We start from the raw sequence: 26,740 nt of genomic DNA on the forward strand, positions 1-26,740 counted from the left end.
TGTTGCCGGTATTGGGTAGGGGCGGGGCGGCGGGGGGCTCAGCGCAGCGTGCGCGGGCCCTGCGGCGTGTCGAATTCGGCGACGAGCGCGGGCGGGCCGTCGGCGGCTTCGAGGTCGAGCAGGTGGGCGGCGCCGAGCCAGTCGAGCTGCTCGCGGATCGCGTCCGCGCGCGGGTGGACGCCCTTGAGCGCCTTCAGCGCGACGCCGTCGCCCGGCAGCGATTCGGACGGGTGGCGCGTGCTGTCCCACTGGATCAGCGACGGCACGAGGCCGTCGCCCGCGCCTTGCCACGCGGGGAACGCGCCGTCGTCGGGCACGGTGAGGCCCCAGCTCAGGTCGCCGCGCCGCATCGCGACGACCGGCGCGATGCGTGCCGGGTACTGGCTCTGCCACAGCGCGAGCTGGCGCGGCCGGTCGACGCGCGCGACCCAGTGCGCGAGAAACGGGCCTTGCGCGAGCCGCGCGTGCATGGCCGGCTCGTCGAGCGCGAACAGCCGGGCGCGCGGCGGCTCGGCGCCGTCGTTCGGCGCCGGCGCGTCGGGGTCGATCGCGATCACCTCGAGGTACAGGCCGCCCCACGCGCCGAACAGCGCATTGTGGGTTCGCATCAGCGGGTGGCGGCCGCCGCCGGCCGGTTCGATGCCGAGCGCGTCGGCGACATGGCGTACGCCTTCGTCGAGCGTGCGCGCGGCGATCACGAGATGGTCGAGTGTCAGGGAGCGGGCTGGCATGAACGTCGGTCGGGAAGCGAAAGTGTCATGGTGGGCAGGCGAGGCGCCGGGCGGTGGCCGGCCCGGCCGGCGTACCGGCGGCGATGCGGGCCGGTGGGCGCGATGCCGGGTGCGGCGGTGCCGGAACGGCGGCCGCATGGTCGCCGATTCGGTCAACTGTAATCGTCGCTACCGGCACAGTAACGGTACAATCGGCGCGATACCCTTCGGTACAGTTGGAGCTGCCGCCCATGTCCACCGTTCCACTCGCCCAGATTCCCGTGCCGCACGATACGGCCACGCTCACGCTCGTCGACCAGCTGGTCCAGTGGGCGCGGCGGCGTATCGACGAACGCGTGTTCCGGCCCGGCATGCGGATGCCGTCGATCCGCAAGCTCGCGCTCGACAAGAGCGTATCGCGCTTCACCGTCGTCGAGGCCTATGAGCGGCTCGTCGCGCAGGGTTATCTCGACTCGCGGCGCGGCTCGGGTTTCTACGTGCGCGAGCGCACGGCCGCCGGCCCGCAGCCGGCCGACAGCGTCGCGCGCGTGGCCGAGGCCGCGCCGGTGCACAACACGATCGACGTCGTCTGGCTGCTGCGCAACATGCTGCACACCGTCAGCCCGGAAAAGGGGCCGGGTCTCGGCTATCTGCCGGGCCGCTGGCTCGACGGCGAACTGATTACCGGCGCGCTGCGCGCGCTCGGGCGCCAGTCCGGCGCGCAGATGCTCGGCTTCGGCACCGCGCAGGGCTTCCTGCCGCTGCGCCAGCAACTGCAGACGCGCCTCGCCGAAGTCGAGATCGGCGCGAAACCCGAGCAGATCGTGCTCGTGTCGGGGATCACGCAGGCGATCGACCTGATTTCGCGGATCTACATGCGGCCCGGTGACGCGGTGATCGTAGGCGATCCGGCCTGGTTCCAGATGTTCGGGCGTTTCGCGGCGCAGGGCGCGCAACTCGTCGGGATGCCTTACACGCCGGACGGCCCCGATCTCGACGCGCTCGAGACGCTGGTGCAGATGTGGCGGCCGAAGATGCTCGTGATCAACTCGGTGCTGCAGAACCCGACCGGCACGTCGCTGTCGGCCGCGCAGGCGTTCCGGATCCTGAAGCTCGCGGAGGCGTACGACTTCCTCGTCGTCGAGGACGACGTGTACGGCGACCTGTGCCCGCCGAGCTATCCGGCCACGCGCCTCGCGAGCCTCGACCAGCTGAAGCGCGTGATCTACCTCGGCAGCTATTCGAAGACGCTCGCGGCGAACCTGCGGGTCGGCTATGTCGCGTGCGCGCCGGAGATCGCGAAGGCGGTCACCGACCAGAAGATGCTGGTCGGGATGACGACGCCCGAGCTCAACGAGCGCGTGCTCTACAAGATCCTGACCGAAGGGCATTACCGGCGCCACGTCGAGCGGCTGCGCGCGCGGCTCGACGGCGTGCGCGACAAGACCGCGCGGATGCTCGAGCGCACCGGGCTCGGCCTCTTCACGATGCCGGCGGCCGGGATGTTCCTGTGGGCCGATACGGGTGTCGACTCCGACGCGCTCGCGGCGGTCGCGCACGAGGCCGGCTTTCTGCTGACGCCGGGCAGCCTGTTCTCGCCGCAGCAATCGCCGTCGACGTGGATGCGCTTCAACGTCGCGAACTGCGGCGATCCGGCGCTGCCGGGGCTGCTGTCGCGCTATATCGATTCGGCCGTACGCCGCGCGTCGTAACCGGGCGCCGCACGCCGGCCCTTGAAATCGGGCGTGCGATCCCCAGATACGCGCGCAAACCGCTTGCGCCAGGCGGTGGCCCTCCAGGGTCGTCCGGCATCGCGCGCCGGGCTGCGCCACACCATTCAAGTTCAAGTAAGAGGAAACAGCATCCATGGCACATGAAACGATGAGCTTTCAGGCAGAGGTCAAGCAACTTCTCCACCTGATGATCCATTCGCTCTACAGCAACAAGGAAATCTTCCTGCGCGAACTGGTGTCGAACGCGTCCGACGCGGCCGACAAGCTGCGTTTCGAGGCGCTCGCGGACAACGCGCTGTACGAGAACGATCCGAACCTGCGCATCCGCATCGGCTTCGACAAGGCCGCACGCACGATCACGATCGAGGACAACGGCATCGGCATGAGCCGCGACGAGGCGATCGCGAACCTCGGCACGATCGCGCGTTCGGGCACCAAGGAATTCTTCACGAAGCTGTCCGGCGACCAGCAGAAGGACGCGGCGCTGATCGGCCAGTTCGGCGTCGGTTTCTACTCGGGCTTCATCGTCGCGGACAAGATCACCGTCGAGACGCGCCGCGCGGGCGTGCCGGCGAACGAAGCCGTGCGCTGGGAAAGCGCGGGCGAGGGCGACTTCACGATCGATGCGATCGAGCGCGCGCAGCGCGGCACGACGATCACGCTGCACCTGCGCGAAGGCGAGGACGAGCTGCTGTCGTCGCACCGCCTGAAGTCGATCATCCAGAAGTATTCCGATCACATCGCGCTGCCGATCCTGATGCAGAAGGAAGAGTGGGATCAGGAAAAGGGCGAGATGGTCCTGAAGGACGAGGACGAGACCGTCAACCAGGCGAGCGCGCTGTGGACGCGTTCGAAGAGCGACGTCACCGACGAGCAGTACACGCAGTTCTACCAGCACATCGCGCACGACCACCAGGATCCGCTCACGTGGACCCACAACCGCGTCGAGGGCCGCAGCGAATACACGCAACTGCTGTTCGTGCCGGCGCACGCGCCGTTCGACCTGTGGAACCGCGACTACCGCGGCGGCCTGAAGCTGTACGTGAAGCGCGTGTTCATCATGGACGACGCCGAGCAGCTGCTGCCGCAATACCTGCGCTTCGTGAAGGGCGTCGTCGATTCGGCCGACCTGCCGCTGAACGTGTCGCGTGAAATCCTGCAGGAAAGCCGCGACGTGAAGGCGATCCGCGAAGGCGTGACCAAGCGCGCGCTGTCGATGCTCGAGGAACTCGCGAACGCGGAAGACGATGCCGGCAAGGAGAAGTACAAGACGTTCTGGGGCGCGTTCGGCCAGGTGCTGAAGGAAGGCCTCGGCGAGGATCACGCGAACCGCGAGCGCATCGCGAAGCTGCTGCGCTTCGCGTCGACGCACGGCGACACCGACGCGCAGGACGTGTCGCTCGCCGACTACGTGTCGCGCATGAAGCCCGAGCAGAGCAAGATCTACTACGTGACGGCCGATACGTGGCAGGCCGCGAAGAACAGCCCGCACCTCGAAGTGTTCCGCAAGAAGGGTGTCGAGGTGCTGCTGCTGACCGACCGCGTCGACGAATGGATGCTGTCGTTCCTGCATGAATTCGACGGCAAGCCGCTCGCGAGCGTGGCGCGCGGCGACCTCGATCTCGGCGAGCTGAACGACGAAGAGAAGAAGGCGCAGGAAGAAGCGGGCGAGGCGATCAAGCCCGTCGTCGAGAAGATGAAGGAAGCGCTCGGCGACAAGGTGAAGGAAGTGCGCGTCACGTTCCGCCTGACCGATTCGCCGTCGTGCCTCGTCGCCGACGACAACGACATGAGCGGCTACCTGCAGCGGATGCTGAAGGCGGCCGGCCAGAATGCGCCGGCGATGCAGCCGATCCTCGAGATCAACCCGGAGCACGCGCTCGTCAAGCAACTGAAGGCCGACAGCGCCGATTTCGGCGACTGGGCCCATCTGTTGTTCGATCAGGCGCTGCTGGCCGAAGGCGGCATGCTCGACGATCCGGCGAGCTTCGTGAAGCGGACCAACGCGCTGCTGCTGTCGCGCGCCGCGTGAACACGCGCTTGCGCTTCGACGGCGGCCAGGCCGGCTGGCGCGAGACGCCGCGGCCTGGCTGCACGCTCGACCAGCGCGACTGGCTGACGCGCGGCGGATCGCTGACCGCGCACCTCGCGCGGCTCGGCCGCGTGAGCGTGCGCGTGACGCGCGAGGCCGTCGACTGCCCGTGGTTCGACGAGCCGGACGCGCTCGCCAGTTCGCCGCGCGCGCCGATGTGGGTGCGCGAGGTGATCCTGTCGGTCGACGGCACGCCTTTTGTTGCCGCGCACAGCATCGCGCCGCTCGCGGCCAGCAAGGGCATGTGGCAGGCAATGCGGCGGCTGCGCACGCGGCCGCTGGCCGAGTTGCTGTACAGCGATCCGCAGGTCGAACGTTCTGCGCTCGTCAGCCGGCGCGTGATCGCCGGTCATCCGCTGTATGCGCTCGCGAGCCATGCGCTCGGCGCGGGCGCGCGCGCGCCGCATGCGTTCGCCGCGCGGCGTTCGGTGTTCCAGCGTCACGGCAAGCCGTTGATGGTCACCGAATGCATGCTGCCGGCGCTGTGGCGTCATCTCGATGCGCACGGCGACGGACCCCGGTCCGTCGGGCCGCGTGGAGACGCGTGATGCTGCAGGGGTTTGCGCCGGTCGTCGGGCCGCATACGCACACGATGATCCTCGGCAGCTTTCCGGGCGAGGCGTCGCTCGACGCCGCGCAGTATTACGCGCATCCGCGCAACCAGTTCTGGCGGTTGCTGGGGGCGGTGCTCGGCGAGCCGACGCTTCATGAACTGCCGTACGATGCGCGGCTCGCGTGCGTGCTTTCGCATGGCATCGGCATCTGGGACGTCCTTGATGCGTGCCATCGCCAGGGTAGCCTCGACTCGGCCATCCGGAATGCGAAGCCGAACGACTTCGAATCGTTGCGGGACCATGCGCCGTTGCTGAAGCGCGTGTGCTTCAACGGCAAGACGGCAGGGCGGTTCGCCGACGTGATCGGCCAGGCCGGGTACGAGACGCTCGTGCTGCCTTCGTCGAGCCCGGCGAATGCGATGTTGTCGTTCGAGCAGAAGCTGGAATTCTGGCGTCGAATGATTTCTTGATGGGCGCGGCGCTGCCGTCAGGCTGCGAATACGACTTCGATGTGCCCCTCGATTTCCGAATGACGGTCGGGTCCGACGACGATCTGCACGTCGCGCCCGAGCTTCGCCAGACACTCGATCATCTTCGTTTCGCTCACGCCGCGAAACTGTCCGCGCAGCATGTTCGACAGTTTCGGTTGCGTCATGCCGAGCAATCGCGCGGCATGCTGCTGCGTCCATTTGCGCGCCTTGATGATCTCGGCGATCTTGGCGGCGAGTTGCGCCTTCACAAGCATTTCGTCGGCATCGTGCCTACCCAGATCGGCGTAGACGTTACCGCTGCCCTGCTCGATTTCGATCATCGACTTTCTCCTTTTGCGTGCGCTTCGGCTGCTTTCAGGCGTTCACGGATCAGATCGACGTCCGGCTTCGGTGTCGCGATGCCGCTCGACGATTTTTTCTGGAAGCTGTGCAGCACGTACACGCTGTTCCCGAGCTTCACGGTGTAGACGGCGCGGTACGTGCCGTTGTCTTCCGATTCCACGATCTCGAGCACGCCGGCCGATCCGAAGCCCCTCAACGGCTTGGCGTGATCGTGCTTTCGTCCCGTCTGCGCCAGGTACAGCGCATATCCGACCGTGTCCTGTACGGCATCGGGCATCGCTTTCAGGTCCTTAAGCGCCGAACCGAGCCAGTACAGCGGTTTGATGTACGGATCCATCGATGAATTTATCCCTATTTGGGTATATTTTCAAGGTGCGCGCGGGAACCTGCTGCGGCAGTTCGGTTGCGACGTCAGGCGCGGGACAAGCTGGGGGGAACGCCGACGGGCGAAGCCGGTTCGGCATCGGGATGCGTGTCGATGCGGATGCGAGCATCTGTCCTTCCCGCACACTGCCGTTCTTTCGCATTCTCGCGTCGCAGGGAGATTCGGGACAATTCAGCCGATCGACAGAGTGTGGCCGCAGTGTATCGATGGCGGAGGGGAGGGGTGTTTCCTGCCGACGAACCACGATCGCACGGGCTGCGTGTCGAGCCTGACCGTCAATCGTCCTTGCCCCAACGCCACCCGGGCTTCTCGCCCTTGAGCCAGCACACGGCAATCAGCAGCGCGACCAACGCCACGATGCAAATGGCGTAGGCGAACGGCGATCGGTGAGGCGGCGCGAGCCACGCACTCGCGATGATCCCGAGCGCGAACAGCACCAGCACGACCCAGCCCTGCCACGCAACCGGCAATCCCCAGCCCCATCCGTAGCGTTTCGCCGGAAACCAGATCTTCCTGTCGGTTGAGGTCATGTTTCCTCCTTCGCGCGATGAATTCTGTGTATCGCCAACGGGATTCGAAGTCGGGTGCAGCCGGGCGTACCTCGCGGCCGCCATCCCCCGCCAATGCTATCCTCTCGTCCGCTAAAACCAGCGTCACCCAGCGAGATTCAATCATGACCCGACTGATCAAGCGCGCGTCCGCCGAGGCGCGCGCGTTCAAGAATCGCAAGCCGTCCGCCTACAACGGCTCCGAAAAACTCCAGCCGCCGCGCGTGAAGCGCCGCCCGGACATCGACGAACACGACGACGTGCCCGTGCCCGTGCTCGAAGCGCCGCGCAAGCCGCGCTTCGCGCCCGTCACGTTCTCGGAAGAGGGCGGCGTGCGCTTCCTGCACTTCGGCACCGAGTGGGTACAGGGCGCGATGCGGATCTCGAAGCCGCTGCACATCGAGCTCGAATACGCGCAGCAGATGATGGCGTGGCTGCTGTTCCTCGAAACGCCCGGGCGGATCGTCCAGCTCGGGCTCGGCACCGGCGCGCTGACCAAGTTCTCGCACCGCTTCCTCCCGCAAGCGAAGGTCGAGGCCGTCGAGCTGAACCCGGCCGTGATCGTCGCCGCGCGCACGATGTTCGCGCTGCCGCCCGACGATGCACGTCTCGCCGTGCATGAAGCCGACGCATGGGACTTCGTCAACGACCCGGCCAACCGCGGCACGACGGGCGCGATCCAGATCGACCTGTACGATGCGACCGCGCGCGGCCCGGTGCTCGACAGCGTCGCGTTCTACCGTGCGGTGCGCGGCTGTCTTGCCGACGCGGGCATCGCGACGATCAACCTGTTCGGCGACCATCCGAGCTTCGTGCGCAACATGAAGCACCTGAACGCGGCGTTCGATCATCGCGTGATCGCGCTGCCGGAAGTGCATGACGGCAACCGGATCGCGATTGCGTTCTCGGGCCCCGCGCTCGACGTGTCGTTCGCGCAGCTCGACGCGCGTGCGAAGCTGATCGAGGACACGCTGAAGCTGCCCGCACGCAAGTGGGTGAAAGCTTTGAAAGAAACGACCGGCGCGCGCGATACCTCGTTCGCGATCTGACGCTTCAGGCACCGGCGGCAGGCCGGTGCAACCACGCGACAAGGGGCGGATCACATCGGGTTCGCCCCCGCTTGACCGCGTGCTCGCGGCTCCTATACTGGCGCGAAGCCAGGGGAGCCGCAGCCTACCCGTTTTGCGCTCCTCTCGGCGCCGTACCCGCTCAACAAGATCGATAACCGGGAAAGAAGAGGAGACGTCATGGCTCACGATGCCGACGCCAACCGGGCCGCCAAGCGCTGGCTCTGGCTGCTGGTACTGCCGCTGATCGCGATGGTCTGGGTACCGTCGTACAGCAAGATCGAACCGCAGATGTTCGGTTTTCCGTTTTTCTACTGGTACCAGCTGCTTTGGGTCTTCATCAGCGCGGTGATCACCGCGTTCGTGTATTTCAAGACCAAGAACGCGTGGAAGGCGAGCGGCCCGCAGGGAGGTGAGCGATGAATCTCGGCGCAACCTTCGTCTTCGTCCTGCTGTTCATCGGCGTCACGATCATCGGTTTCCTGGCCGCGAACTGGCGGCGCGGCGATCTCGCCCATCTCGACGAATGGGGCCTCGGCGGACGCCGCTTCGGCACGATCGTCACGTGGTTCCTGCTCGGCGGCGACCTCTATACCGCGTACACCTTCGTCGCGGTGCCCGCGCTCGTGTTCGGCGCCGGCGCGATGGGTTTCTTCGCACTGCCCTATACGATCCTGATCTATCCGTTCGCGTTCGTCGTGTTCCCGAAGCTGTGGAGCATCGCGAAGCGGCACGGCTACGTGACGGCCGCCGACTTCGTCAACGCGCGCTACGGCAGCCGAATGCTCGCGCTTGCGATCGCGGTGACGGGCATCGTCGCGACGATGCCGTACATCGCGCTGCAGCTCGTCGGCATCGAGGTGGTGATCGGCGCGCTCGGCTTCGACACGACCGGCTTCGTCGGCGACCTGCCGCTGATCATCGCGTTCGCGATCCTCGCCGCGTACACGTACACGTCGGGCCTGCGTGCGCCCGCGATGATCGCGATCGTCAAGGACATCCTGATCTACATCACGATCGCCGCGGCGGTCATCGTGATCCCGGCCAAGCTCGGCGGCTTCGGACACATCTTCGCGAGCGTGCCGCCGGCCAAGCTGCTGCTGAAGGCGCCCGACGCGATGAGCCTGAACGGCTACAGCGCGTACGCGACGCTCGCGATCGGCTCGGCGCTCGCGTTGTTCCTGTATCCGCACTCGGTCACGGCGATCCTGTCGTCCTCGTCCGGCAACTCGATCCGCCGCAACATGGCGATGCTGCCCGCGTACTCGTTCGTGCTCGGCCTGCTCGCGCTGCTCGGCTACATGGCGCTCGCGTCGGGCGTGAAGGACATGCCGCAGTACGCGCCGTACTTCAAGGCGTTCGGCCCGAACTTCGCGGTGCCCGCGCTGTTCCTCGAGTATTTCCCGTCGTGGTTCGTCGGCGTCGCGTTCGCGGCGATCGGCATCGGCGCGCTGGTGCCGGCGGCCATCATGTCGATCGCGGCCGCGAACCTGTATACGCGCAACATCCACCGCGAGTTCGTGAACCGCAACATGTCGCACGACCAGGAAACGCACGTCGCGAAGCTCGTGTCGCTGATCGTGAAGGTCGGCGCGGTGGCGTTCATTCTCGGGCTGCCGCTGACCTACGCGATCCAGCTGCAGCTGCTCGGCGGGATCTGGATCATCCAGACTCTGCCCGCGATCGTGCTCGGCCTGTACACGCGCGTGCTCGACCATCGCGGCCTGCTGGCCGGCTGGGCGGCCGGCATCATCTGCGGCACGTGGATGGCGGTCTCGCTGAAGCTGGCGAGTTCGATCTTCACGATCCACCTGTTCGGTCTCGCGATTCCCGGCTACGCGGCCGTGTGGTCGCTGATCGTGAACCTGGTGGTGGCGGTGGCGGTGAGCGTGCTGGTGCGCGTGATGGGCATCGCGCATGCGGAGGATCGCACGCGGCCGGAGGATTATCTCGACGTCGTCGAAGGTTGAGACGGACGACGCGCGGTAACGAAAACGCCCGCCCCCTTGCGGTGGCGGGCGTTTTTTTCATCAGCCCTGCGCGCGTTTCGCGAGCTCCTCGCGCTGCGACAGGTCTTCGACGTTGACCATCCAGTGCACGCCGAAGCGATCCTTGGCCATCCCGAAGCCGAGCGCCCAGAACGTCTTGCCGAACGGCATCGTCACTTCGCCGCCGTCGGCGAGCGCATTGAACAGCTTCTGGCCTTCCTCGACCGTCTCCGGGTTCAGCGACAGCGAATAGCCGGCGTGCGCGGCGCCTGCCGGCTGGCTGCAGTCGCCGTCCGAGCACATGATCATCGAGTCGCCGATCGTGAAGCTCGCGTGCATCACCTTGTCGGCCATCTCCGGCGCCATCGGGTAGTCGGGATTCGGCGGCGCGTCCTTGAAGTGCATCTTGAACATCGTCTTCGCACCGAGCGCCTTTTCGTAGAACTGAAGGGCTTCGTCGGCACGACCGTAGAACGTCAGGTACGGTTGAACTTGCATCGTTGTCTCCTGTGATGGGCCGGCCTGCGCATCTGCGCGGGTTCGGCGTCGTACAAGACTGACCGGGAAAAGGGGGCATCGGGAGGCGGCCGCCGCACCCGTGACGTGGATTGTAGTGCGCGTGCCTGACGATGGAATGAAAAATAAAAACGGCCGCGAACATGACGTTCGCGGCCGTGTGCGTCGTGCCTGCTGACGGCTGTTGTCAGTGTTACTGACCCCCGCTGTCGCGTATCGCGGCTCAGCGCAGCGAGTCGATCAGCTTCTCGAGCTTCACCGCATCGGCGGCGAATACACGGATGCCTTCGGCGAGCTTTTCGGTTGCCATCGCGTCGTCGTTCAGCTGGAAGCGGAACGCTGCCTCGTCGATCGCGACGCGAGCGGCGGGCTTGTCGTGCAGCGCTTCCGGCGACAGCTTGCGCGTGACCGTCTCGTTGCTGTCCTGCAGCTTCTGCAGCAAATCGGGACTGATCGTCAGCAGGTCGCAGCCGGCGAGTTCGGTGATCTGGCTGGTCGTGCGGAAGCTCGCGCCCATCACTTCGGTCTTGTAGCCGAACGTCTTGTAGTACGTGTAGATGCGGCGCACCGACTGCACGCCCGGATCGTTCGCGCCACCGTCCTTCTCTTCATTCCACTCCGCGCCGGCCTGCTTCTTGAACCAGTCGTAGATGCGGCCGACGAACGGCGAGATCAGCTGCGCGCCGGCTTCCGCGCAGGCGGCGGCCTGCACGAGCGAGAAAAGCAGGGTCATGTTGCACTTGATCCCGTCCTTCTGCAGCACTTCGGCCGCGCGGATGCCTTCCCACGTCGACGCGAGCTTGATCAGGATGCGCTCGCGGCCGATGCCGGCTGCTTCGTACAGCTTGATGAGTTCGCGACCCTTGTCGATCGAGCGCTGGGTGTCGAACGACAGGCGCGCGTCGACCTCGGTCGACACGCGGCCCGGGATCAGCTTCAGGATCTCGGTGCCGAATGCGATCAGCAGGCGGTCGATGATGAAGTCGGTGCTTTCGTTGCGATGATCGCGGACGGTTTTCTCGAGGATCGGCTTGTACGCGTCCTTCTGGACGGCCTTCAGGATCAGCGAAGGGTTCGTGGTCGCGTCCTGCGGCTGGTATTGCGCAAGCTGCTGGAAATCGCCCGTGTCGGCGACGACGGTCGTGTACTGCTTCAGCTGGTCGAGTGCGGTAGTCATGGCGATTCGGAAGAAGGGCGCAAGGCGCCGGGTTCTCACGGGCCGCGCGAGCGCGGCGGCGAAGCGAAGCGGCGCCGGGCGCCGCTTCCAAGCCATCATTCTAGGCCCGATTCGCGTCGAGCACGTTTTGGCAGGTCCGGCGAGCGCCGTGCCGCATTACGTGGGGCGGCGCGCGTTCAGGATCACCTGCGTGACGATCCCCGCGACGAGCCCCCAGAAGGCCGAGCCGATCGACAGCAGCGTGAGGCCCGACGCGGTGACCATGAACGTGACGAGCGCGGCTTCGCGCTGCTTCACGTCCTGCATCGCGTTCGCGAGGCCGCTCATGATCGAGCCGAACAACGCGAGCGCGGCGACCGACACGACGAGCGCCTTCGGCAGCGCCGCGAACAGCGCGGCGATCGTCGCGCCGAAGACCCCGGCAACCAGGTAGAACAGGCCGCACCACACGGCGGCCGTGTAACGCTTCGCGTGATCCTCGTGCGCTTCCGGGCCCGTGCAGATCGCGGCCGTGATCGCCGCGAGGTTCACGCCGTGCGAGCCGAACGGCGCGAGCAGCAGCGATGCGAGGCCGGTGGTCGCGATCAGCGGCGACGACGGGGTCCGATAACCGTCCGCGCGCAGCACCGCGATGCCCGGCACGTTCTGCGACGCCATCGCGACGACGAACAGCGGAATGCCGATGCTGACGATCGACGCGATCGAGAACGCCGGCATCGTGAACACGGGTTTCGCGAACGCGATGTGAAAGCCGCTGAAGTCGAGCAGGCCGAGGCCGCCGGCCACCGCCGTGCCGACGATCAGCGTCGTCACGATCGCATAGCGCGGCGCGAGCCGCTTGACGATCAGGTACGTGAAGAACATCGCGAGCACGAGCGCGGTCTGGAACTGCGCGGCGCGGAAGATCTCGATGCCGATCTCGAACAGGATGCCCGCGAGCAGGGCGGCGGCGATGCCGGCCGGAATCTTGCGCATCAGCGTGTCGAACAGCCCGCTCACGCCGACGGCCGTCAGCAGCACCGCGCACACGACGAACGCGCCGATCGCCTCGGGGTAGGGCACGCCGGGCAGCGACGCGATCAGCAGCGCGGCGCCGGGCGTCGACCACGCGACGACGACGGGCGCGCGAAAACGCAGCGACAGGCCGATCGTCGTCAGCGCCATGCCGATCGACAGCGCCCAGATCCACGACGAGATCTGCGCATCGGTGAGGTGGGCGGCGCGGCCGGCCTGGAACATCAGCACGAGCGAGCTCGTGTAGCCGGTCATCATCGCGACGAAGCCGGCGACGAGCGCGGACACGGATGTATCGGCGAAAAAGCGGCGGCCGCCGGCGCGGCTGGCGCTCGCGGTGGACGAGGGGTTCATGCTCTCTCCGGGGGGAGGCCGCCCGGAGGCGACCTTCGTGTCTTGGTGGGTGTCGTTACTTGCTGAGTGCGCGCATCGCGGTTTCGAGGCCCGCGAGCGTGAGCGGATACATGCGATGGCCGAGCAGGTCGCGGATCACCGCGACCGATTGCCGGTATTCCCATAGCCGCTCGGGCTCCGGGTTCAGCCATGCATGATGGGGGAACTGGTCGGCGAGGCGGCGCAGCCACACGGCGCCGGCTTCCGGGTTGTTGTATTCGACCGAGCCGCCGGGCTGCAGCACTTCGTACGGGCTCATCGTCGCGTCGCCGACGAAGATCAGCTTGTAGTCGGGCGTGAACTTGTGCAGCACGTCCCACGTCGCGGTGCGTTCCGAGTGGCGGCGGCGGTTGTTCTTCCACAGGTGGTCGTACACGCAGTTGTGGAAGTAGAAGAACTCCAGGTGCTTGAATTCGGCCTTCGCGGCCGAGAACAGCTCCTCGGTGCGCTTGATGTGATCGTCCATCGAGCCGCCGACGTCGAGCAGCATCAGCACCTTCACGTTGTTGTGGCGCTCGGGCACCATCCGCAGGTCGAGCCAGCCCGCGTTCGCGGCGGTGCTGCGGATCGTGCCGGGCAGGTCGAGCTCCTCGGCGGCGCCTTCGCGCGCGAAGCGGCGCAGCCGCCGCAGCGCGACCTTGATGTTGCGCGTGCCGATCTCGACGGAATCGTCGTAGTCGCGGTACGCGCGCGCCTCCCACACCTTCACCGCGGTGCGGTTGCCGTTCGACGGGCCGCCGATGCGCACGCCTTCCGGGTTGTAGCCGCCGTGCCCGAACGGCGACGTGCCGCCGGTGCCGATCCACTTGTTGCCGCCTTCGTGGCGCTCCTTCTGCTCGTCGAGCAGCGCCTTCAGGCGCTCCATCAGCTTGTCGAGCCCGCCCATGGCCTCGATCTGCGCCTTCTCCTCCGGCGACAGCTCGCGCTCGAGGCGCTTTTCGAGCCAGTCGAGCGGAATGTCGAATGCATCCGACGGCAGCGCGGACACGCCGTGGAAATACGCGCCGAACGCCTGGTCGAACTTGTCGAAGTACTGCTCGTCCTTGACGAGCGTCATCCGCGCGAGGAAGTAGAACGCGTCGATCGACGGCGAGATCAGCCCGGCCTTCAGCGCTTCGAGCAGCGTCAGGTATTCCTTCACCGAGACGGGCAGCTTGGCTGCGCGCAGCGCGTAGAAGAAATTGAGCAGCATGGCCGGGCCTTCGCGGGTGAGGGGGATTACCGGTTGTGCCGGTTCATGTAGACGAGCCGCTCGAGCAGGCTCAGGTCCTGCTCGTTCTTCAGCAGCGCGCCCGCGAGCGGCGGCACGATCTGCTTCGCGTCCGCGCCGCGCAGCGCGTCGGCCGGGATGTTCTCGGCGAGCAGCAGTTTCAGCCAGTCGAGCAGCTCGGACGTCGACGGCTTCTTCTTCAGGCCCGACACGCCGCGCAATTCGAAGAAACTCTCGAGCGCCGCGCGCAGCAACTCCTCGCGGATGTCGGGGAAATGGACCGCGACGATCTTCTGCATCGTCGACGGGTCGGGGAACTGGATGTAGTGGAAGAAGCAGCGGCGCAGGAACGCGTCGGGCAGCTCCTTCTCGTTGTTCGACGTGATGATGACGAGCGGGCGGTGCTTCGCGCGAACCGTCTCGCGCGTCTCGTACACGTGGAATTCCATCCGGTCGAGCTCGCGCAGCAGGTCGTTCGGGAATTCGATGTCGGCCTTGTCGATCTCGTCGATCAGCAGCACGCTCGGGTGCTCGGCATCGAACGCCTGCCACAGCACGCCCTTGACGATGTAGTTCGAGATGTCCTTCACGCGCTCGTCGCCGAGCTGCGAATCGCGCAGCCGCGACACGGCGTCGTATTCGTACAGGCCCTGCTGCGCCTTGGTGGTCGACTTGATGTGCCACTGCAGCAGCGGCATGTCGAGCGCGGCGGCCACTTCCTCGGCGAGCATGGTCTTGCCGGTGCCGGGCTCGCCCTTGATCAGCAGCGGGCGTTGCAGCGTCAGCGCGGCATTGACCGCGAGCTTCAGATCGTCGGTGGCGACGTAGTGCGAGGACCCTTCGAAACGCATGGCGGCGCTCTTCTCAATCGGGGAAAAAAACCCAGTATAAGTCAGAAGGGCTGTCCGGTTGGGCCGCGCCCGCGTATCGTTGCGGGACTGTGGCGGGACGCCTTGTGGACGCGTTCCCCGCCGACGCGGTACAATCTGGCCGTTTTTTTTGGCCTGCGTGGCGACCGACAAGCAAAACGGCGCGGGCCGTTGCCGCTTCGGCGCCAGTTTCCCCTCAAGCTAGGTTACAAGAGCTATGAACAAATTCGTCGGCAAACACGTCGTTGTCGCAGCGCTCGTGGCGCTCGCGGGCAGCGCGCAGGCGGCCGGTGTGGTCGGCAACCCGAAGGACGGGGCGAGCAAGGTCGCCATGTGCATCGGTTGCCACGGCATCCAGGACTACCGCGCGGCGTACCCGGAGGTCTACCGGGTGCCTGTCCTCGGCGGCCAGAACCAGCAATATCTCGAGAACGCGCTGAAGGCCTACCGCAAGAAGGATCGTCACTTCCCGTCGATGAACGCGATCGCCGGTTCGCTGACGGACCAGGACATCGCGGATCTGTCGGCGTACTACGCCGCCCAGAAGGCCGACTCGAAGGACAACCCCTACAAGTAAGCGCGCGCCGCCGATCTCTCCGGCGGGACAGGAGCATTCATGAACAACGCATTCAAGACGGCGGCGGTTGCACTGGCGGCCGGCCTCGCGATCGGTACCGCGCACGCGGCGGACATCACGAAGGGCAAGGAACTGGTCGAATCGCACAACTGCGCGGCCTGCCACGGCGCGCAGATGAACAAGCCGATCAACGCCGAATATCCGCGCCTCGCCGGCCAGCATGCCGACTACCTCGTGTGGGCGATGCGCCAGTACCAGATGGGGCTGACGAACCCGCTGATCGGCCGCAACAACGCGATCATGCAGGCACAGGTGCAGAGCCTGTCGGTCAGCGACATGAAGGACATCGCGGCCTACATCGAGTCGCTGAAAGAGACCGATCTCGTGTTCAAGAAGTAAGCGCGACGGGCCCCGCGGGCCCGCGCAGCAAGGATACCCCGCCCCGGCGGGGTATTTTTTTGTCCGTGCGCCGGCGCCTGCAGGCCGCCGCGGCGGCGCTCAGTCGCGCGATGCGCGGCGCAGGATGCGCTGCAGGTACGCGTCGGTATCGGGTGGCGTGTTCGTGCGCTGGGCTTCCCAGATCGTCTCGCCGAGGCATTCCATGATCACGTGCTGCGCGTCGTGGGTCGAGTCGAGCTTCGCCGCGAGCTTGTCGTTCGCGGCGCGGATGCCGGGCGGCTGGTCGATCGACAGCTGCTCGCTGATCGCGAGATGCATCGACAGGTGCAGGAACGGGTTCGTGCGGCCTTCCTCGGGCGTGTACTCGCGCGCGGCGGCGCCATCGGCGTCGGCGAGTTCGTCGTGGTATTCGGGATGCTCGACGATCCAGTCGGCTGCCATCGCTTCCAGCGGCGTCAGGATCTCGCCGGCGCGCTGCTTGCGCCAGGTCTCGGTGAAAAAGCGACGCACTTCGTCGCGGCTTGGATTGAACATGGTGGGGAAACGTCGTGATTCGGACGGCTGGATGCCGCGTCGCGCATTGTACGCCGGGTCGGCGGGCGGCGCTGGCGGCGGGTTGGCGCAATCGCGTGGCCGCAGCGGCGGTGGCCCGCGGGCCCTGCGGATGCGCGGCACGGGCCGGTGAGGTGCGCCGCCGGTGCCGGGTAACGGGTAAGCGTGGGGTAAGCGCGGGGTAAGCGCGGGGTAAGCGCGGGCTAGGCTCGTGGCCGCCGCGCCGCTACACTCCAACGTTTCCCGTCACCGCACCGTTCTCATCCGTTCCGTCATGACCGCCACCGCCCGCCCATCGTCCGCTGCCCTGCAGGGCACGCTCTACGTCGCGTTGTCCGCCGCCGCGTTCGGCGCGATGGCGATCTTCGGCCGCTACGCGTATGCGGCCGGTGTCGACGTGCTCGGGCTGCTGATCGTGCGCTTCGCGATCGGCGGTGCGGTGCTCGCCGCGATCGCACGGCATCGCCGCGTCACGTGGCCGCGCGGGCGCGCGCTCGCGCCGCTCGTGGCGATGGGCGCGCTCGGCTACGTCGGGCAGTCGTTCTGCTACTTCAGTGCGCTGCAACACGCGCAGGCGAGCCTTGTCGCGCTGCTGCTGTACCTGTATCCGGCCTTCGTCACGCTGCTGGCCGCGTGGTGGCTCGGCGAGCACCTCACGCGCGCGAAGGCCGTCGCACTGGTGCTGTGCGTCGCGGGTTCGGCGCTGATGGTCGGCGGCGGGCATGGCGAGCCGCTCGGGATCGCGCTCGCGCTGGCTGCCGCGGTGATCTATTCGCTGTACATCGTCGGCGGCACGAAGGCGACGCGCGGCGTCGATCCGCTCGCGACCACCGCGATCATCTGCCTGTCGGCGACCGCGATGCTCGTGGCGATCGCCGTCGTGCGGACCGCGGCGTTCGGCGCGCCGCCGCGCTGGCCCGCGACGGCCGGCGGCTGGGCGTCGATGCTTGCGATCGCGCTCGTGTCGACGGTCGCGGCGATGATCGCGTTCTTTGCCGGGCTCGAACGGCTTGGGGCCGCGCGCACGTCGATGCTGTCGACGCTCGAACCGGTCGTGACGGTCGCGCTGGCGGCGCTGCTGTTCGGCGAGGCGCTGTCGCCGCTGCAGTGGGCGGGCGGCGTCGCGATCCTGGCCGCCGTGCTGGCGCTGGTGCGCGCGGGCGGCGCGGCGGCCGACGACGCGACCGCGACCTCCAACGCCTAGTCGGGAAGGGGGAAGCGGCGGCGGCGCGGATGGCTACGCGCTGTCGCGGCCGCGAGTGGCCGGCGGAGGGCGGCTGGTGGGATGTGCGTCAAGCGTCGGGCGTCGGGCCACATGGCGTCCGGCGGTTTGCGGCAGGCCGGCCGCGGTTGCGCGTCACTCGTTGGGCGGCGGGGTCTTCGGCCTGAATTCGCACAGCGGCTCGATCGCGCAATGCCAGCATTCGGGCTTGCGGGCCTTGCATACGTAGCGACCGTGCAGGATCAGCCAGTGATGCGCGTCCTGCAGGAACTCCTTCGGCGTGAACTTCTCGAGCGCGGCCTCGACGGCGCGCACATCCTTGCCCGGCGCGAGCCCCGTGCGGTTCGCGACGCGGAAGATGTGCGTGTCCACCGCGATCGTCGGCTGGCCGAACGCGGTGTTCAACACGACGTTCGCGGTCTTGCGGCCGACGCCCGGCAGGCCTTCCAGCGCTTCGCGATCGGCCGGTACCTCGCCGTCGTAGCGGTCGAGCAGGATCCGGCACGTCGCGACCACGTTCTTCGCCTTGGTCCGGTACAGGCCGATCGTCTTGATGTACTCGGTGACGCCTTCTTCGCCGAGTGCGACGATTTGTCGCGGGGTGTTCGCGACCGGAAACATCTTCCGCATCGCCTTGTTGACCGATACGTCGGTCGCCTGAGCGGACAGCATCACGGCGATCAGCAGCTCGAACGGCGTCGAGTATTCGAGCTCGGTGGTCGGATGCGGATTGAGGCTCTGCAGCGTTTCGTAGATCGCGCGTCGTTTGCTGGCGTTCATGGAGCGTTCTGGTCGGGCGGTGCGGACGGGCCGCCCGGGCCGTCGTTGCCTGCGTCGTTCTCTTCGTCGTTGCCGCTCGCGGCCGCCGCTTCGGCGTCGCGTTGGGCCTGCTGTTCCGCGAGCCGCTTGCGGCGCGCCTCGGCGGCGTCGATCTGTGCCTGGACGGCCGCGCTCACACCGTCGGTGTTCTTCGGCCCGGCACCTTGCCCGGACAGTTCTTCCTTCTTCTTGCGCGCACGCTCGAGCGCGGCGGCGATGATAGCGCGCTTCTTCGCTTCCGCGTCGTCCGGGGCCGGTGCGGCGGATGGCGTTCCCGCGGAGGCCGTGGCCGGCTTCGCGGCGCTGGCCGCGCGGCGTGCGGCCGCACGCGCTTCGGCGGCTTCGCGTTCGCGGCGCTGGCGCGCGAGCCGCAGGTCGTGGCGTTCGCGCGCGGCATCGGCCTGTTCCTGCGACCACGCGTCCCAGCCGGTGCGTTCACCGGTCACCGGCAGCATCGCGATGCAGTCGACCGGGCAGGGCGGCACGCACAGGTCGCAACCCGTGCACAGCGACTCTACGATCGTGTGCATCTGCTTCGGTGCCCCGACGATCGCGTCGACCGGGCACGCCTGCATGCACAGCGTGCAGCCGATGCACAGGCTTTCGTCGATGAAGGCGACGGCGCGCGGATGTTCGCTGCCGTTCACGGGGTTCAGCGGAATCACGGGCTTGCCGAGCAGGCCCGCGAGGCGCGCGATGCCTTCGGCGCCGCCGGGCGGGCACTGGTTGTAGTTCGCGTCGCCGGCGGCGATCGCCTCGGCGTACGGCCGGCAGCCGTTATAGCCGCACTTCGTGCATTGCGTCTGGGGAAGCAGATCTTCGATGCGATCCGCGAGTGTTTTGGAGTCGGTCACGGTGACAACGGGCGCAGCGGCGCCGAATGGCTCTCGGCCGCTTCGGGCGCGGCCGGAAAGGTTTGCCAAAGCTCGATTATCGCCGATTTCCCGCATTGCGCTGGACGCCGTCTGTGCGCATAATCGAACCGCTTTTTTGCAGGGGCTCAGCAGGAGGGCGGCCGCCCGCGGCGCGCCCGTTCCAGGGCGGCCGGCGCCGAGGCGGTGGGGGTGCCGGTCCGGATCAAGCGGCTCACATAGCAAAACGCCACCATGAATCAGCCAAAAATCAAAAGAGATCCTGAAGGTACGCGCCGCCGCATCCTGATGGCGGCAGCCGAAGAGTTCGCGAGTGGAGGGCTGTTCGGCGCGCGCGTCGACCAGATCGCGCGCCGGGCCGAAACCAACGAGCGCATGCTCTATTACTACTTCGGCAGCAAGGAACAGCTGTTCACGGCCGTGCTCGAACACGCGTTCTCCGCGCTGACCGAGGCCGAGCGCGTGCTCGACCTCGATGGCGTCGCGCCGGTGGAAGCCGTCACGCGGCTCGCGCATTTCGTCTGGGACTACTACCGCGACCATCCTGAACTGCTCAGGCTCATCAACAACGAGAACCTGCATGAAGCGCGCTACCTGCACAAGTCGACGCGGATCCGCGAGATGATGTCGCCGATCGTCGCGAAGCTCGGCAACGTGCTGACGCGCGGCCAGAAGGCCGGGCTGTTCCGCACCGACGTCGATCCGCTGCGCTTCTACGTGACGCTGTCGGGGCTCGGCTACTACATCGTGTCGAACCGCTTCACGCTCGCCGCGACGCTCGGCCGCGATTTCACCGACACCGACGAACGCGCCGAGATGGTCCGCATGAACACCGAGTTGCTGCTCGCGTATCTGCTGCGTCGCTGACGCACCGGCCGGGCTGAAGCGGTCGAAGGATGCAAAAACGCCGCCGTGCGCAGGCAACGGCGGCGTTTTTTCGTCGGAACGCGGTGCGTCAGGCGGCCTTGCGCGTGCGCACGGCCTTGACGCGCGGGCCGCTGGCGGCGCGTTTCGCGGCCGGTGCGGCCTTGGCCGGAGCCGCTGCGACTGCCTTGGCGGGGGCCTTCGCGCGCGTGCGCTTCGCCGCGGTGGCGCGCGTCGTTTCGAGCGGCGCATTGCTGGCCGGCACGGCGGAGAGCGTCTTGGGCGCCGGCGCATCCGCGGCATCCTTCGTCGCACCGTGCTTCGGCTCCGGCGCATGCTCACGGATGAAGTCGCGCAGTTGCGGATAGATGATCGTGCGCCAGCGGCGGCCCGAGAAAATCCCGTAGTGACCGCACTTCTCGGCGGTCAGGCTGCGGCGCTGGTCCTGCGGGATGCCCGTGCACAGCTCGTGCGCGACGTGCGTCTGGCCGCTGCCGGAGATGTCGTCGAGTTCGCCTTCGATCGTCATCAGCGCGGTACGCTTGATGTCCTGCGGACGCACGCGCTCGCCTTCGACATCCCACGTGCCCTCGGCCAGCCGGAATTCCTGGAACACGACGCGGATCGTCTCGAGGTAATACTCGGCGGCCATGTCGAGCACCGCGTTGTATTCGTCATAGAACTGGCGGTGCGCTTCGGCGTCTTCCTCGTCGCCGCGCAGCAGGCTCTGGTAGAAATCCCAGTGCGACTGTGCGTGCCGCTCCGGGTTCATCGCGACGAAACCCGTGTGCTGCAGGAAGCCCGGATACACCTGGCGGCCTTCGCCCGGGTAATTCGCGGGCACCGTGTGGATCACGTTGTTCTCGAACCACGCGGTCGAGTGCTGCGTGGCGAGTGAATTCACCGACGTCGGGCTGCGGCGCGCATCGATCGGGCCGCCCATCATCGTCATCGTGAGCGGCGTGTCCTCGCCGCGGCTCGCCATCAGCGAGATCGCCGCGAGCACCGGCACCGTCGGCTGGCACACCGAGATCACGTGCAGGTTGCGTGCGCCGATGTGACGGATGAATTCCTGGATATACGCGATGTAGTCGTGCAGGTGGAACGGGCCGACCTCGACCGGCACCATCCGCGCGTCGATCCAGTCGGTGATGTACACCTTGTGATCCTGCAGCAGCGTGCGCACGGTGTCGCGCAGCAGCGTCGAGTGGTGGCCCGACAGCGGCGCGCAGACCAGCACGACCGGCTCGTCCTTCAACTGCGTGACGGCGTCGGCGTCGTCCGAATAACGCTTGAAGCGCAGCAGCCGGCAGAACGGCTTCTCGACGATCGTCTGCTCGACGATCGGGATGTTGTGGCCGTCCTTGACGATCTGGTGAATGTTGAACTCGGGCTTCTCGTAATCCTTGCCGAGCCGGTACATCAGCTCGTACGCGGCGGCCATCCGCGGCGCACCCGGCATCAGCGAGAACGGGCTGGACGGATTGGCGAACGATTTGGACGCGGCCTGGGCCCAGGCCGTCAGCGGGCTCAGCATGGCTCGCTGGAATTCGTGCAGTTGGTAAAGCATGCAGACTACTCCCGCGTGGGGGACGGTGCGCAAGGGCGGCGTGGGGCGTCGCGGCGTGCCGTGTGGGTCAGCGGCCGGCCATGTTGCACTGCAGCCGGACAATCGCGTCGATCATATCGGACAACGATGGGTGGTGCAATGCAACATTTCCCCGATTTTTCATCAAAGTTTTGCGATTTGACGTTCTCTGAACAAGCCGCTCGCGCCCCGTTCAGCGCCCCGTGGCGACGGCCGGTGCCGGCTGGCCGGCCGCGCGCGCCATCGCGTCCTCGTGGTGCATCAGGTTCATCGCGGTATGCACGAGCGCCACATGGGAGAACGCCTGCGGGAAATTGCCGACGAGCCGCCCGGCCACCGGGTCGTACTCCTCGGCGAGCAGCCCGAGGTCGTTCGACAGCGCGAGCAGCCGGCTGAACAGGCGGTGCGCGTCGTCGATCCGGCCCAGCAGCGCATAGTTGTCGACCAGCCAGAAACTGCACGCGAGAAACGTGCCTTCGCCGGGCGGCAGGCCGTCGTCGTATTCGGTCGTGCGGTAGCGCATCACGAGCCCGTCGTGCAGCAACTCCCGCTCGATCGCTTCGACCGTGCCGACGATGCGCGGATCTTCCGGCGGCAGGAAGCCGAGCAGCGGCATCAGCAGCACGCTCGCGTCGAGTTCGTCGCTGCCGTAGCTCTGGGCAAACGCCCGTTTGCTTTCGTGCCATGCGTTGTTGCACACGTCGGCATGGATCTGCTCGCGCAGCGCGCGCCAGCGGTCGAGCGAGCCGGGCAGCCGGAACATCTCCGCCGACTTGATCGCGCGGTCGAACGCGACCCACGCCATCACCTTCGAGAACGTGAAATGGCGGCGGCCGCCGCGCGTTTCCCAGATGCCTTCGTCGGGTTCCTGCCAGATCTTCTCGAGATGGTCGAGCAGCGCGCACTGCACCGACCACACCGTGTCGTCGGCCTGCAGGCCGCCCACGCGCGCGAGGTGCAGCGCGGCCATCACCTCGCCGAACACGTCGAGCTGGAGCTGGTTCGCGGCGCCGTTGCCCACGCGCACCGGCTTCGAGTCCTGGTAGCCGGGCAGCCAGTCGAGTTCCATTTCCGGCAGCCGGCGTTCGCCGGCGATCCCGTACATGATCTGGATCTGTTCGGGCGAGCCCGCCATCACGCGGCCGAGCCACGTGCGCCACGCGCGCGCCTCGTCGTAGTAGCCGCCGCGCATCAGCGCGAGCAGCGTGATCGTCGCGTCGCGCAGCCAGCAGTAGCGATAGTCCCAGTTGCGGTTGCCGCCGATCTTCTCGGGCAGCGACGTGGTCGGCGCCGCGACGATCCCGCCGGTCGGCTCGTAGGCCAGCGCCTTCAGCGTGATCAGCGAACGGCGCACGGCGGCCGCGTAGCGGCCCTGCACCTGGCAGCGGCCCGACCATTCGAGCCAGTAGTTCTCGGTGCGCGCGAGCATCGACAGCGGATCGCGGGCGGGCGGCAGCCGCATGTGCGACGCCGCATAGCTGAGCGAGAACGGCACACGTTCATCGGCGTTCACGGTGAATTCCGCGAGCGTATGGAGGTTCTTGCCGGTGAGCGGCACCGGCGTGCGCAGCACGACGGTGTCAGGGCCCGCGATCGCCTTCATGCCGTCCTCGCGGGTCAGCTGCGTGACCCATGGAATCGAGAAACCGTAGTCGAAGCGCAGCACGAGCTCCATGCGCATCTTCATCTTGCCGTGGCGGCCGATGACGATCCGCACCAGCTCGGACCAGCCGTTGCCGGGCGGCATGAAGTCGACCACGGTGACGGCACCGTCGGCGCTTTCGTAGTCGGTTTCGAGAATCAGCGTGTCGCCGCGGTAGCGGCGCGACGTGTGCGTGATCGCGGCGTCGGCGGCCGGCGCGAGCAGCCAGCGGCCGTGCTCGGGGGTGCCGAGAAGCGCCGCGAAGCAGGCGCCCGAATCGAAGCGGGGCCAGCACAGCCAGTCGACGGAGCCGTCTTTGGCGACCAGCGCGGCGGTGTGGCCGTCGCCGACGAGGGCGTAGTCTTCGATCAGGGCAGGCATGGGCAGGCGATCCTTGGATATTCGAGTTCACAATGCGGACGGCGGCGGCCAAGGCTTCACGCACTGGCGCCGCGCCCCGTATACTCGGCCGGGCGGCGGAGCGCATGAACGGCCGGCGTTTCGTCCTATCTCAACACTTGAAGCGACTCGATGCAAGGAGGATTCAATGCCCAACCGTTTACGCGAGCGTGACGCACGCGCTTCGACACGAGGGTTCCCGCTTAGGCTCGCTCACTGGATGAAAGGTTTCGCGATCGTGCTCTCCCTTTCCGCGACCCACGCATTTGCGCAGCAATCGCCCGCCCCGGCCGACGGCGTGTACAACCTGCTCGTCGGCACCTACACGGGCGGCGGCAGCGACGGGATCTATGTTTACCGCTTCGATACGAAAACCGGCAGCGTCGCGCCCGTGTCGTCGGCGAAGACGGTGAATCCGTCGTACCTGTTGCCGAGCCGCGACGGTCGTACCGTCTACGCGGTCAACGAACTGCCCGGCGATGACGGCCCGGCGTCGCAGCGCGGCGGCGTCAGCGCCTTCCGCTTCGACGCGAAGACGGGCGCGCTGAGCTTCATCGACCGCGTGTCGTCGGAAGGGAACGATCCTTGCTATCTCGCGCTGTCGCCGGACGGCAAGTACCTCGTGACGGCCAATTACTCGGTCGCGAAGGATCCGGGCGGCAGCTTCGCGGTGTTTCCGCTGCGTGACGACGGCGCGGTCGGCCAGGCCGTGCTGACGGTGCACCACGAGGGCACGGGGCCCGTGAAGGGCCGCCAGGACGGCGCGCACGTGCATTCGACGGTGTTTTCGCCGGATGGCCATTACCTGTTCGTGCAGGATCTCGGCGCGGACAAGATCTACGGCTACCGGTACACGGTGGACGGCAGCCGCGGGCTGATCAGCCCGACCGACACGCGCTACACGCCGGTCAAGGCGGGTTCGGGCCCGCGTCACATGGTGTTCAGCGCCGACGGCCGGTACGCGTACGTGACGAGCGAGCTCAACGCGGCGGTCGAAGTGTTCGGCTACCACGACGGCAAGCTGACGCCGGTCGAGACCGTATCGATGACCGCGCCGGGCTTCAAGGGCAAGGTCGGCGGCGGCGCGATCCACCTGTCGCCTGACGGCCGCTTCCTGTACGTGAGCAACCGCGGCGATGCGAACGACCTGGTGATCTACGCGGTGAACCAGGCCGACGGCCGGTTGAAACCCGTCGGCCGCCAGTCGAGCCTCGGCAAGACACCGCGCGAGTTCCTGATCGACCCGACCGGCAAGTGGCTGATCGTCGGCAACCAGGACAGCGATACGTTCTACGTGTTCAGCCGCAATGTGGGAACGGGGCAACTGGGCCCGAATCCGCAGAAGGTGGCGGTCGGCAAGCCGGTCGACTTCAAGCTGGTGCCGGTGCAGTAAATGACAAAGGGCGCTGCCGATGCAGCGCCCTTTTGCTTTACGGGGCGGCCGGTTTGCCGGTGCGCCCGTATCGGTGGACGGCGGCCGGCCGCCGCGCTCAATCGGCCGCGGCCGGCACGAGCACCTCGCGGCTGCCGTTGATGCCCATCGGCGACACCAGCCCGGCCGCCTCCATCTGCTCGACGAGGCGTGCGGCGCGGTTGTAGCCGATACGCAACTGCCGCTGCACCGACGAGATCGACGCGCGCCGCGTGCGCACGACGAATGCGACGGCTTCGTCGTACAGCGGATCGGCTTCCGCGTCCGGCGCATCGCCGAACAGGTCCTGCGTCGCGCCGTCGGCAGCCGGGCCGTCGAGGATTCCTTCCTCGTACTGCGGTTCGCCGAACTGTTTCAGGTACTCGACGATCCGGTGCACTTCCTCGTCGGCGACGAATGCGCCGTGCACGCGCTGCGGATAACCGGTGCCCGGCGGCAGGAACAGCATGTCGCCCATCCCGAGCAGCGATTCGGCGCCCATCTGGTCGAGAATCGTGCGCGAGTCGATCTTCGACGACACCTGGAACGCGACGCGCGTCGGGATGTTCGCCTTGATCAGGCCCGTGATCACGTCGACGGACGGGCGCTGCGTCGCGAGGATCAGGTGGATGCCGGCCGCGCGCGCCTTCTGCGCGAGGCGGGCGATCAGTTCCTCGATCTTCTTGCCGGCCACCATCATCAGGTCGGCCAGCTCGTCGATCACGACGACGATCAGCGGCAGCGTCGACAGCGGCTCGGGGTCCTCGGGCGTCAGCGAGAACGGGTTGCCGATCTTCTTTTCCTTCGCTTCGGCATCGCGGATCTTCTGGTTGAAGCCCGCGAGGTTGCGCACGCCGACGGCCGACATCAGCCGGTAGCGCTTCTCCATCTCGCCGACGCACCAGTTCAGCGCGTTCGCCGCGAGCTTCATGTCGGTGACGACCGGCGCGAGCAGGTGCGGGATGCCTTCGTAGACCGACAGCTCCAGCATCTTCGGGTCGATCATGATGAGCCGCACGTCCTCGGGTGTCGCCTTGTACAGCAGCGACAGGATCATCGCGTTGATCGCGACCGACTTGCCCGAGCCCGTCGTGCCCGCGACGAGCATGTGCGGCGCCTTCGCGAGATCGGTGACGACCGGATGGCCGGTGATGTCCTTGCCCATCGCGATCGTCAGTTGCGAGGCCGAGTGCTGGTACTGGCGCGACTCGAGGATTTCCGACAGACGGATCATCTGGCGCTTCGCGTTCGGCAGTTCGAGGCCCATGCAGGTCTTGCCGGGAATCGTCTCGACGACGCGGATCGA

At 67.1% G+C, this 26,740-nt stretch carries 27 protein-coding genes; 12 read left to right on the top strand and 15 right to left on the bottom strand.

Going from position 1 to position 26,740, the window contains the following annotated elements:
- Nucleotides 1-38: 38 nt before the first annotated feature.
- Entirely contained in the window at nt 39-731 is a 693-nt protein-coding gene (locus VK92_RS35315; RefSeq protein WP_048026596.1) for a VOC family protein, read from the bottom strand.
- Between the two features lie 230 nt (nt 732-961).
- On the opposite strand from VK92_RS35315, the gene VK92_RS35320 reads away from it, so the two are divergent.
- The 4 genes from VK92_RS35320 (at nt 962) to VK92_RS35335 (ending at nt 5,559) form a co-directional block, all read left to right on the top strand.
- A complete protein-coding gene (locus VK92_RS35320; RefSeq protein ID WP_021158544.1) occupies nt 962-2,422 on the top strand; it encodes an aminotransferase-like domain-containing protein in 1,461 nt (486 codons plus the stop codon).
- Between the two features lie 154 nt (nt 2,423-2,576).
- Entirely contained in the window at nt 2,577-4,475 is a 1,899-nt protein-coding gene (gene htpG / locus VK92_RS35325; RefSeq protein ID WP_048026594.1) for a molecular chaperone HtpG, read from the top strand.
- Between the two features lie 8 nt (nt 4,476-4,483).
- Nucleotides 4,484-5,083: a chorismate--pyruvate lyase family protein gene (locus tag VK92_RS35330; protein ID WP_048026598.1), complete on the top strand. Its 600-nt coding sequence runs from the start codon at nt 4,484-4,486 to the stop codon at nt 5,081-5,083.
- Nucleotides 5,083-5,559 (top strand): DNA-deoxyinosine glycosylase, encoded by a 477-nt coding sequence (locus VK92_RS35335; protein WP_048026592.1) that lies wholly within the window; start codon nt 5,083-5,085, stop codon nt 5,557-5,559. Before VK92_RS35330 ends, VK92_RS35335 begins: the two co-directional genes overlap by 1 nt.
- A 17-nt stretch (nt 5,560-5,576) precedes the next feature.
- On the opposite strand, the gene VK92_RS35340 is transcribed toward VK92_RS35335, so the two are convergent.
- The 3 genes from VK92_RS35340 to VK92_RS35350 form a co-directional block, all read right to left on the bottom strand.
- Nucleotides 5,577-5,900: a helix-turn-helix domain-containing protein gene (locus VK92_RS35340; RefSeq protein ID WP_048026590.1), complete on the bottom strand. Its 324-nt coding sequence runs from the start codon at nt 5,898-5,900 to the stop codon at nt 5,577-5,579.
- Nucleotides 5,897-6,259 carry a type II toxin-antitoxin system RelE/ParE family toxin gene (locus tag VK92_RS35345; protein WP_048026588.1) on the bottom strand — a complete coding sequence of 121 codons (363 nt, stop codon included), beginning with the start codon at nt 6,257-6,259 and terminating at the stop codon, nt 5,897-5,899. The genes VK92_RS35340 and VK92_RS35345 overlap by 4 nt, the downstream gene beginning before the upstream one ends.
- 323 nt (nt 6,260-6,582) lie before the next feature.
- On the bottom strand, nt 6,583-6,837 hold the full coding sequence (locus VK92_RS35350) for a hypothetical protein (protein WP_021158550.1): 255 nt from the start codon (nt 6,835-6,837) through the stop codon (nt 6,583-6,585).
- Between the two features lie 143 nt (nt 6,838-6,980).
- Here VK92_RS35350 and VK92_RS35355 point away from each other — a divergent pair, with 143 nt between their 5' ends.
- From VK92_RS35355 to mctP, 3 genes are all read left to right on the top strand, one after another.
- Nucleotides 6,981-7,904, top strand: a complete 924-nt coding sequence (locus tag VK92_RS35355) for a spermidine synthase (protein WP_048026586.1) — start codon at nt 6,981-6,983, stop codon at nt 7,902-7,904.
- A 198-nt stretch (nt 7,905-8,102) separates the two neighbouring features.
- Entirely contained in the window at nt 8,103-8,345 is a 243-nt protein-coding gene (locus VK92_RS35360) for a DUF3311 domain-containing protein (RefSeq protein ID WP_048026584.1), read from the top strand.
- Nucleotides 8,342-9,892, top strand: coding sequence for a monocarboxylate uptake permease MctP (mctP, locus tag VK92_RS35365; RefSeq protein WP_048026582.1), 1,551 nt, complete (start codon nt 8,342-8,344; stop codon nt 9,890-9,892). Before VK92_RS35360 ends, mctP begins: the two co-directional genes overlap by 4 nt.
- Before the next feature lie 60 nt (nt 9,893-9,952).
- Here mctP and VK92_RS35370 read toward each other — a convergent pair whose 3' ends face one another.
- From VK92_RS35370 to VK92_RS35390, 5 genes are all read right to left on the bottom strand, one after another.
- Complete coding sequence (locus tag VK92_RS35370) at nt 9,953-10,408, bottom strand: VOC family protein (RefSeq protein WP_021158554.1); 456 nt, start codon at nt 10,406-10,408, stop codon at nt 9,953-9,955.
- Between the two features lie 241 nt (nt 10,409-10,649).
- Nucleotides 10,650-11,603, bottom strand: coding sequence for a transaldolase (tal, locus tag VK92_RS35375; RefSeq protein ID WP_027786801.1), 954 nt, complete (start codon nt 11,601-11,603; stop codon nt 10,650-10,652).
- A gap of 156 nt (nt 11,604-11,759) precedes the next feature.
- Complete coding sequence (locus VK92_RS35380) at nt 11,760-12,971, bottom strand: benzoate/H(+) symporter BenE family transporter (protein WP_048026580.1); 1,212 nt, start codon at nt 12,969-12,971, stop codon at nt 11,760-11,762.
- A 55-nt stretch (nt 12,972-13,026) separates the two neighbouring features.
- A complete protein-coding gene (locus tag VK92_RS35385) occupies nt 13,027-14,202 on the bottom strand; it encodes a vWA domain-containing protein (RefSeq protein WP_027786803.1) in 1,176 nt (391 codons plus the stop codon).
- 26 nt (nt 14,203-14,228) lie between these two features.
- A complete protein-coding gene (locus VK92_RS35390; RefSeq protein ID WP_021158556.1) occupies nt 14,229-15,071 on the bottom strand; it encodes an AAA family ATPase in 843 nt (280 codons plus the stop codon).
- A gap of 235 nt (nt 15,072-15,306) precedes the next feature.
- Here VK92_RS35390 and VK92_RS35395 point away from each other — a divergent pair, with 235 nt between their 5' ends.
- Nucleotides 15,307-15,666 (top strand): c-type cytochrome, encoded by a 360-nt coding sequence (locus VK92_RS35395; RefSeq protein ID WP_021158557.1) that lies wholly within the window; start codon nt 15,307-15,309, stop codon nt 15,664-15,666.
- A gap of 39 nt (nt 15,667-15,705) precedes the next feature.
- Complete coding sequence (locus VK92_RS35400; RefSeq protein ID WP_021158558.1) at nt 15,706-16,065, top strand: c-type cytochrome; 360 nt, start codon at nt 15,706-15,708, stop codon at nt 16,063-16,065.
- A gap of 99 nt (nt 16,066-16,164) precedes the next feature.
- On the opposite strand, the gene VK92_RS35405 is transcribed toward VK92_RS35400, so the two are convergent.
- Complete coding sequence (locus tag VK92_RS35405) at nt 16,165-16,599, bottom strand: DUF1841 family protein (RefSeq protein ID WP_048026578.1); 435 nt, start codon at nt 16,597-16,599, stop codon at nt 16,165-16,167.
- 292 nt (nt 16,600-16,891) lie between these two features.
- On the opposite strand from VK92_RS35405, the gene VK92_RS35410 reads away from it, so the two are divergent.
- A complete protein-coding gene (locus VK92_RS35410; protein WP_048026576.1) occupies nt 16,892-17,821 on the top strand; it encodes a DMT family transporter in 930 nt (309 codons plus the stop codon).
- A gap of 153 nt (nt 17,822-17,974) precedes the next feature.
- On the opposite strand, the gene nth is transcribed toward VK92_RS35410, so the two are convergent.
- Nucleotides 17,975-18,619, bottom strand: coding sequence for an endonuclease III (nth, locus tag VK92_RS35415; RefSeq protein ID WP_042976184.1), 645 nt, complete (start codon nt 18,617-18,619; stop codon nt 17,975-17,977).
- A complete protein-coding gene (rsxB, locus tag VK92_RS35420; RefSeq protein ID WP_048026574.1) occupies nt 18,616-19,608 on the bottom strand; it encodes an electron transport complex subunit RsxB in 993 nt (330 codons plus the stop codon). The genes nth and rsxB overlap by 4 nt, the downstream gene beginning before the upstream one ends.
- A gap of 156 nt (nt 19,609-19,764) precedes the next feature.
- Between rsxB and VK92_RS35425 the strand changes: the two genes are divergently transcribed.
- On the top strand, nt 19,765-20,397 hold the full coding sequence (locus VK92_RS35425; RefSeq protein WP_021161256.1) for a TetR family transcriptional regulator: 633 nt from the start codon (nt 19,765-19,767) through the stop codon (nt 20,395-20,397).
- 88 nt (nt 20,398-20,485) lie between these two features.
- Here the strand turns inward: VK92_RS35425 and VK92_RS35430 are convergent, their stop codons facing one another.
- Together VK92_RS35430 and VK92_RS35435 are read right to left on the bottom strand one after the other, a co-directional pair.
- Nucleotides 20,486-21,964, bottom strand: a complete 1,479-nt coding sequence (locus VK92_RS35430; RefSeq protein WP_048026572.1) for a polyhydroxyalkanoate depolymerase — start codon at nt 21,962-21,964, stop codon at nt 20,486-20,488.
- Between the two features lie 211 nt (nt 21,965-22,175).
- Nucleotides 22,176-24,005: a glycoside hydrolase family 15 protein gene (locus VK92_RS35435; RefSeq protein ID WP_048026570.1), complete on the bottom strand. Its 1,830-nt coding sequence runs from the start codon at nt 24,003-24,005 to the stop codon at nt 22,176-22,178.
- Nucleotides 24,006-24,171: 166 nt separating this feature from the next.
- Here VK92_RS35435 and VK92_RS35440 point away from each other — a divergent pair, with 166 nt between their 5' ends.
- The gene (locus VK92_RS35440) at nt 24,172-25,416 is read left to right on the top strand and encodes a lactonase family protein (RefSeq protein ID WP_122982935.1); all 1,245 of its coding nucleotides are present in this window, start codon (nt 24,172-24,174) and stop codon (nt 25,414-25,416) included.
- A gap of 97 nt (nt 25,417-25,513) precedes the next feature.
- Here VK92_RS35440 and VK92_RS35445 read toward each other — a convergent pair.
- Nucleotides 25,514-26,740, bottom strand: a 1,227-nt coding sequence (locus tag VK92_RS35445) for a DNA translocase FtsK (RefSeq protein ID WP_048026567.1), incomplete at its 5' end; no start/stop codon positions are given.

Origin of the sequence: Burkholderia sp. LK4 (assembly GCF_001043615.1) — a bacterium.
Classification (GTDB): domain Bacteria; phylum Pseudomonadota; class Gammaproteobacteria; order Burkholderiales; family Burkholderiaceae; genus Burkholderia; species Burkholderia cepacia.

What these genes read in the sequence shown, in the direction of transcription:
- VK92_RS35315 (WP_048026596.1), bottom strand. Translation starts at nt 731, where the DNA reads ATGCCAGCCCGCTCCCTGACACTCGACCATCTCGTGATCGCCGCGCGC.
- VK92_RS35320 (WP_021158544.1), top strand. Translation starts at nt 962, where the DNA reads ATGTCCACCGTTCCACTCGCCCAGATTCCCGTGCCGCACGATACGGCC.
- htpG (WP_048026594.1), top strand. Translation starts at nt 2,577, where the DNA reads ATGGCACATGAAACGATGAGCTTTCAGGCAGAGGTCAAGCAACTTCTC.
- VK92_RS35335 (WP_048026592.1), top strand. Translation starts at nt 5,083, where the DNA reads ATGCTGCAGGGGTTTGCGCCGGTCGTCGGGCCGCATACGCACACGATG.
- VK92_RS35340 (WP_048026590.1), bottom strand. Translation starts at nt 5,900, where the DNA reads ATGATCGAAATCGAGCAGGGCAGCGGTAACGTCTACGCCGATCTGGGT.
- VK92_RS35345 (WP_048026588.1), bottom strand. Translation starts at nt 6,259, where the DNA reads ATGGATCCGTACATCAAACCGCTGTACTGGCTCGGTTCGGCGCTTAAG.
- VK92_RS35350 (WP_021158550.1), bottom strand. Translation starts at nt 6,837, where the DNA reads ATGACCTCAACCGACAGGAAGATCTGGTTTCCGGCGAAACGCTACGGA.
- VK92_RS35355 (WP_048026586.1), top strand. Translation starts at nt 6,981, where the DNA reads ATGACCCGACTGATCAAGCGCGCGTCCGCCGAGGCGCGCGCGTTCAAG.
- VK92_RS35360 (WP_048026584.1), top strand. Translation starts at nt 8,103, where the DNA reads ATGGCTCACGATGCCGACGCCAACCGGGCCGCCAAGCGCTGGCTCTGG.
- mctP (WP_048026582.1), top strand. Translation starts at nt 8,342, where the DNA reads ATGAATCTCGGCGCAACCTTCGTCTTCGTCCTGCTGTTCATCGGCGTC.
- VK92_RS35370 (WP_021158554.1), bottom strand. Translation starts at nt 10,408, where the DNA reads ATGCAAGTTCAACCGTACCTGACGTTCTACGGTCGTGCCGACGAAGCC.
- tal (WP_027786801.1), bottom strand. Translation starts at nt 11,603, where the DNA reads ATGACTACCGCACTCGACCAGCTGAAGCAGTACACGACCGTCGTCGCC.
- VK92_RS35380 (WP_048026580.1), bottom strand. Translation starts at nt 12,971, where the DNA reads ATGAACCCCTCGTCCACCGCGAGCGCCAGCCGCGCCGGCGGCCGCCGC.
- VK92_RS35385 (WP_027786803.1), bottom strand. Translation starts at nt 14,202, where the DNA reads ATGCTGCTCAATTTCTTCTACGCGCTGCGCGCAGCCAAGCTGCCCGTC.
- VK92_RS35390 (WP_021158556.1), bottom strand. Translation starts at nt 15,071, where the DNA reads ATGCGTTTCGAAGGGTCCTCGCACTACGTCGCCACCGACGATCTGAAG.
- VK92_RS35395 (WP_021158557.1), top strand. Translation starts at nt 15,307, where the DNA reads ATGAACAAATTCGTCGGCAAACACGTCGTTGTCGCAGCGCTCGTGGCG.
- VK92_RS35400 (WP_021158558.1), top strand. Translation starts at nt 15,706, where the DNA reads ATGAACAACGCATTCAAGACGGCGGCGGTTGCACTGGCGGCCGGCCTC.
- VK92_RS35405 (WP_048026578.1), bottom strand. Translation starts at nt 16,599, where the DNA reads ATGTTCAATCCAAGCCGCGACGAAGTGCGTCGCTTTTTCACCGAGACC.
- VK92_RS35410 (WP_048026576.1), top strand. Translation starts at nt 16,892, where the DNA reads ATGACCGCCACCGCCCGCCCATCGTCCGCTGCCCTGCAGGGCACGCTC.
- nth (WP_042976184.1), bottom strand. Translation starts at nt 18,619, where the DNA reads ATGAACGCCAGCAAACGACGCGCGATCTACGAAACGCTGCAGAGCCTC.
- rsxB (WP_048026574.1), bottom strand. Translation starts at nt 19,608, where the DNA reads ATGCGGGAAATCGGCGATAATCGAGCTTTGGCAAACCTTTCCGGCCGC.
- VK92_RS35425 (WP_021161256.1), top strand. Translation starts at nt 19,765, where the DNA reads ATGAATCAGCCAAAAATCAAAAGAGATCCTGAAGGTACGCGCCGCCGC.
- VK92_RS35430 (WP_048026572.1), bottom strand. Translation starts at nt 21,964, where the DNA reads ATGCTTTACCAACTGCACGAATTCCAGCGAGCCATGCTGAGCCCGCTG.
- VK92_RS35435 (WP_048026570.1), bottom strand. Translation starts at nt 24,005, where the DNA reads ATGCCTGCCCTGATCGAAGACTACGCCCTCGTCGGCGACGGCCACACC.
- VK92_RS35440 (WP_122982935.1), top strand. Translation starts at nt 24,172, where the DNA reads ATGCCCAACCGTTTACGCGAGCGTGACGCACGCGCTTCGACACGAGGG.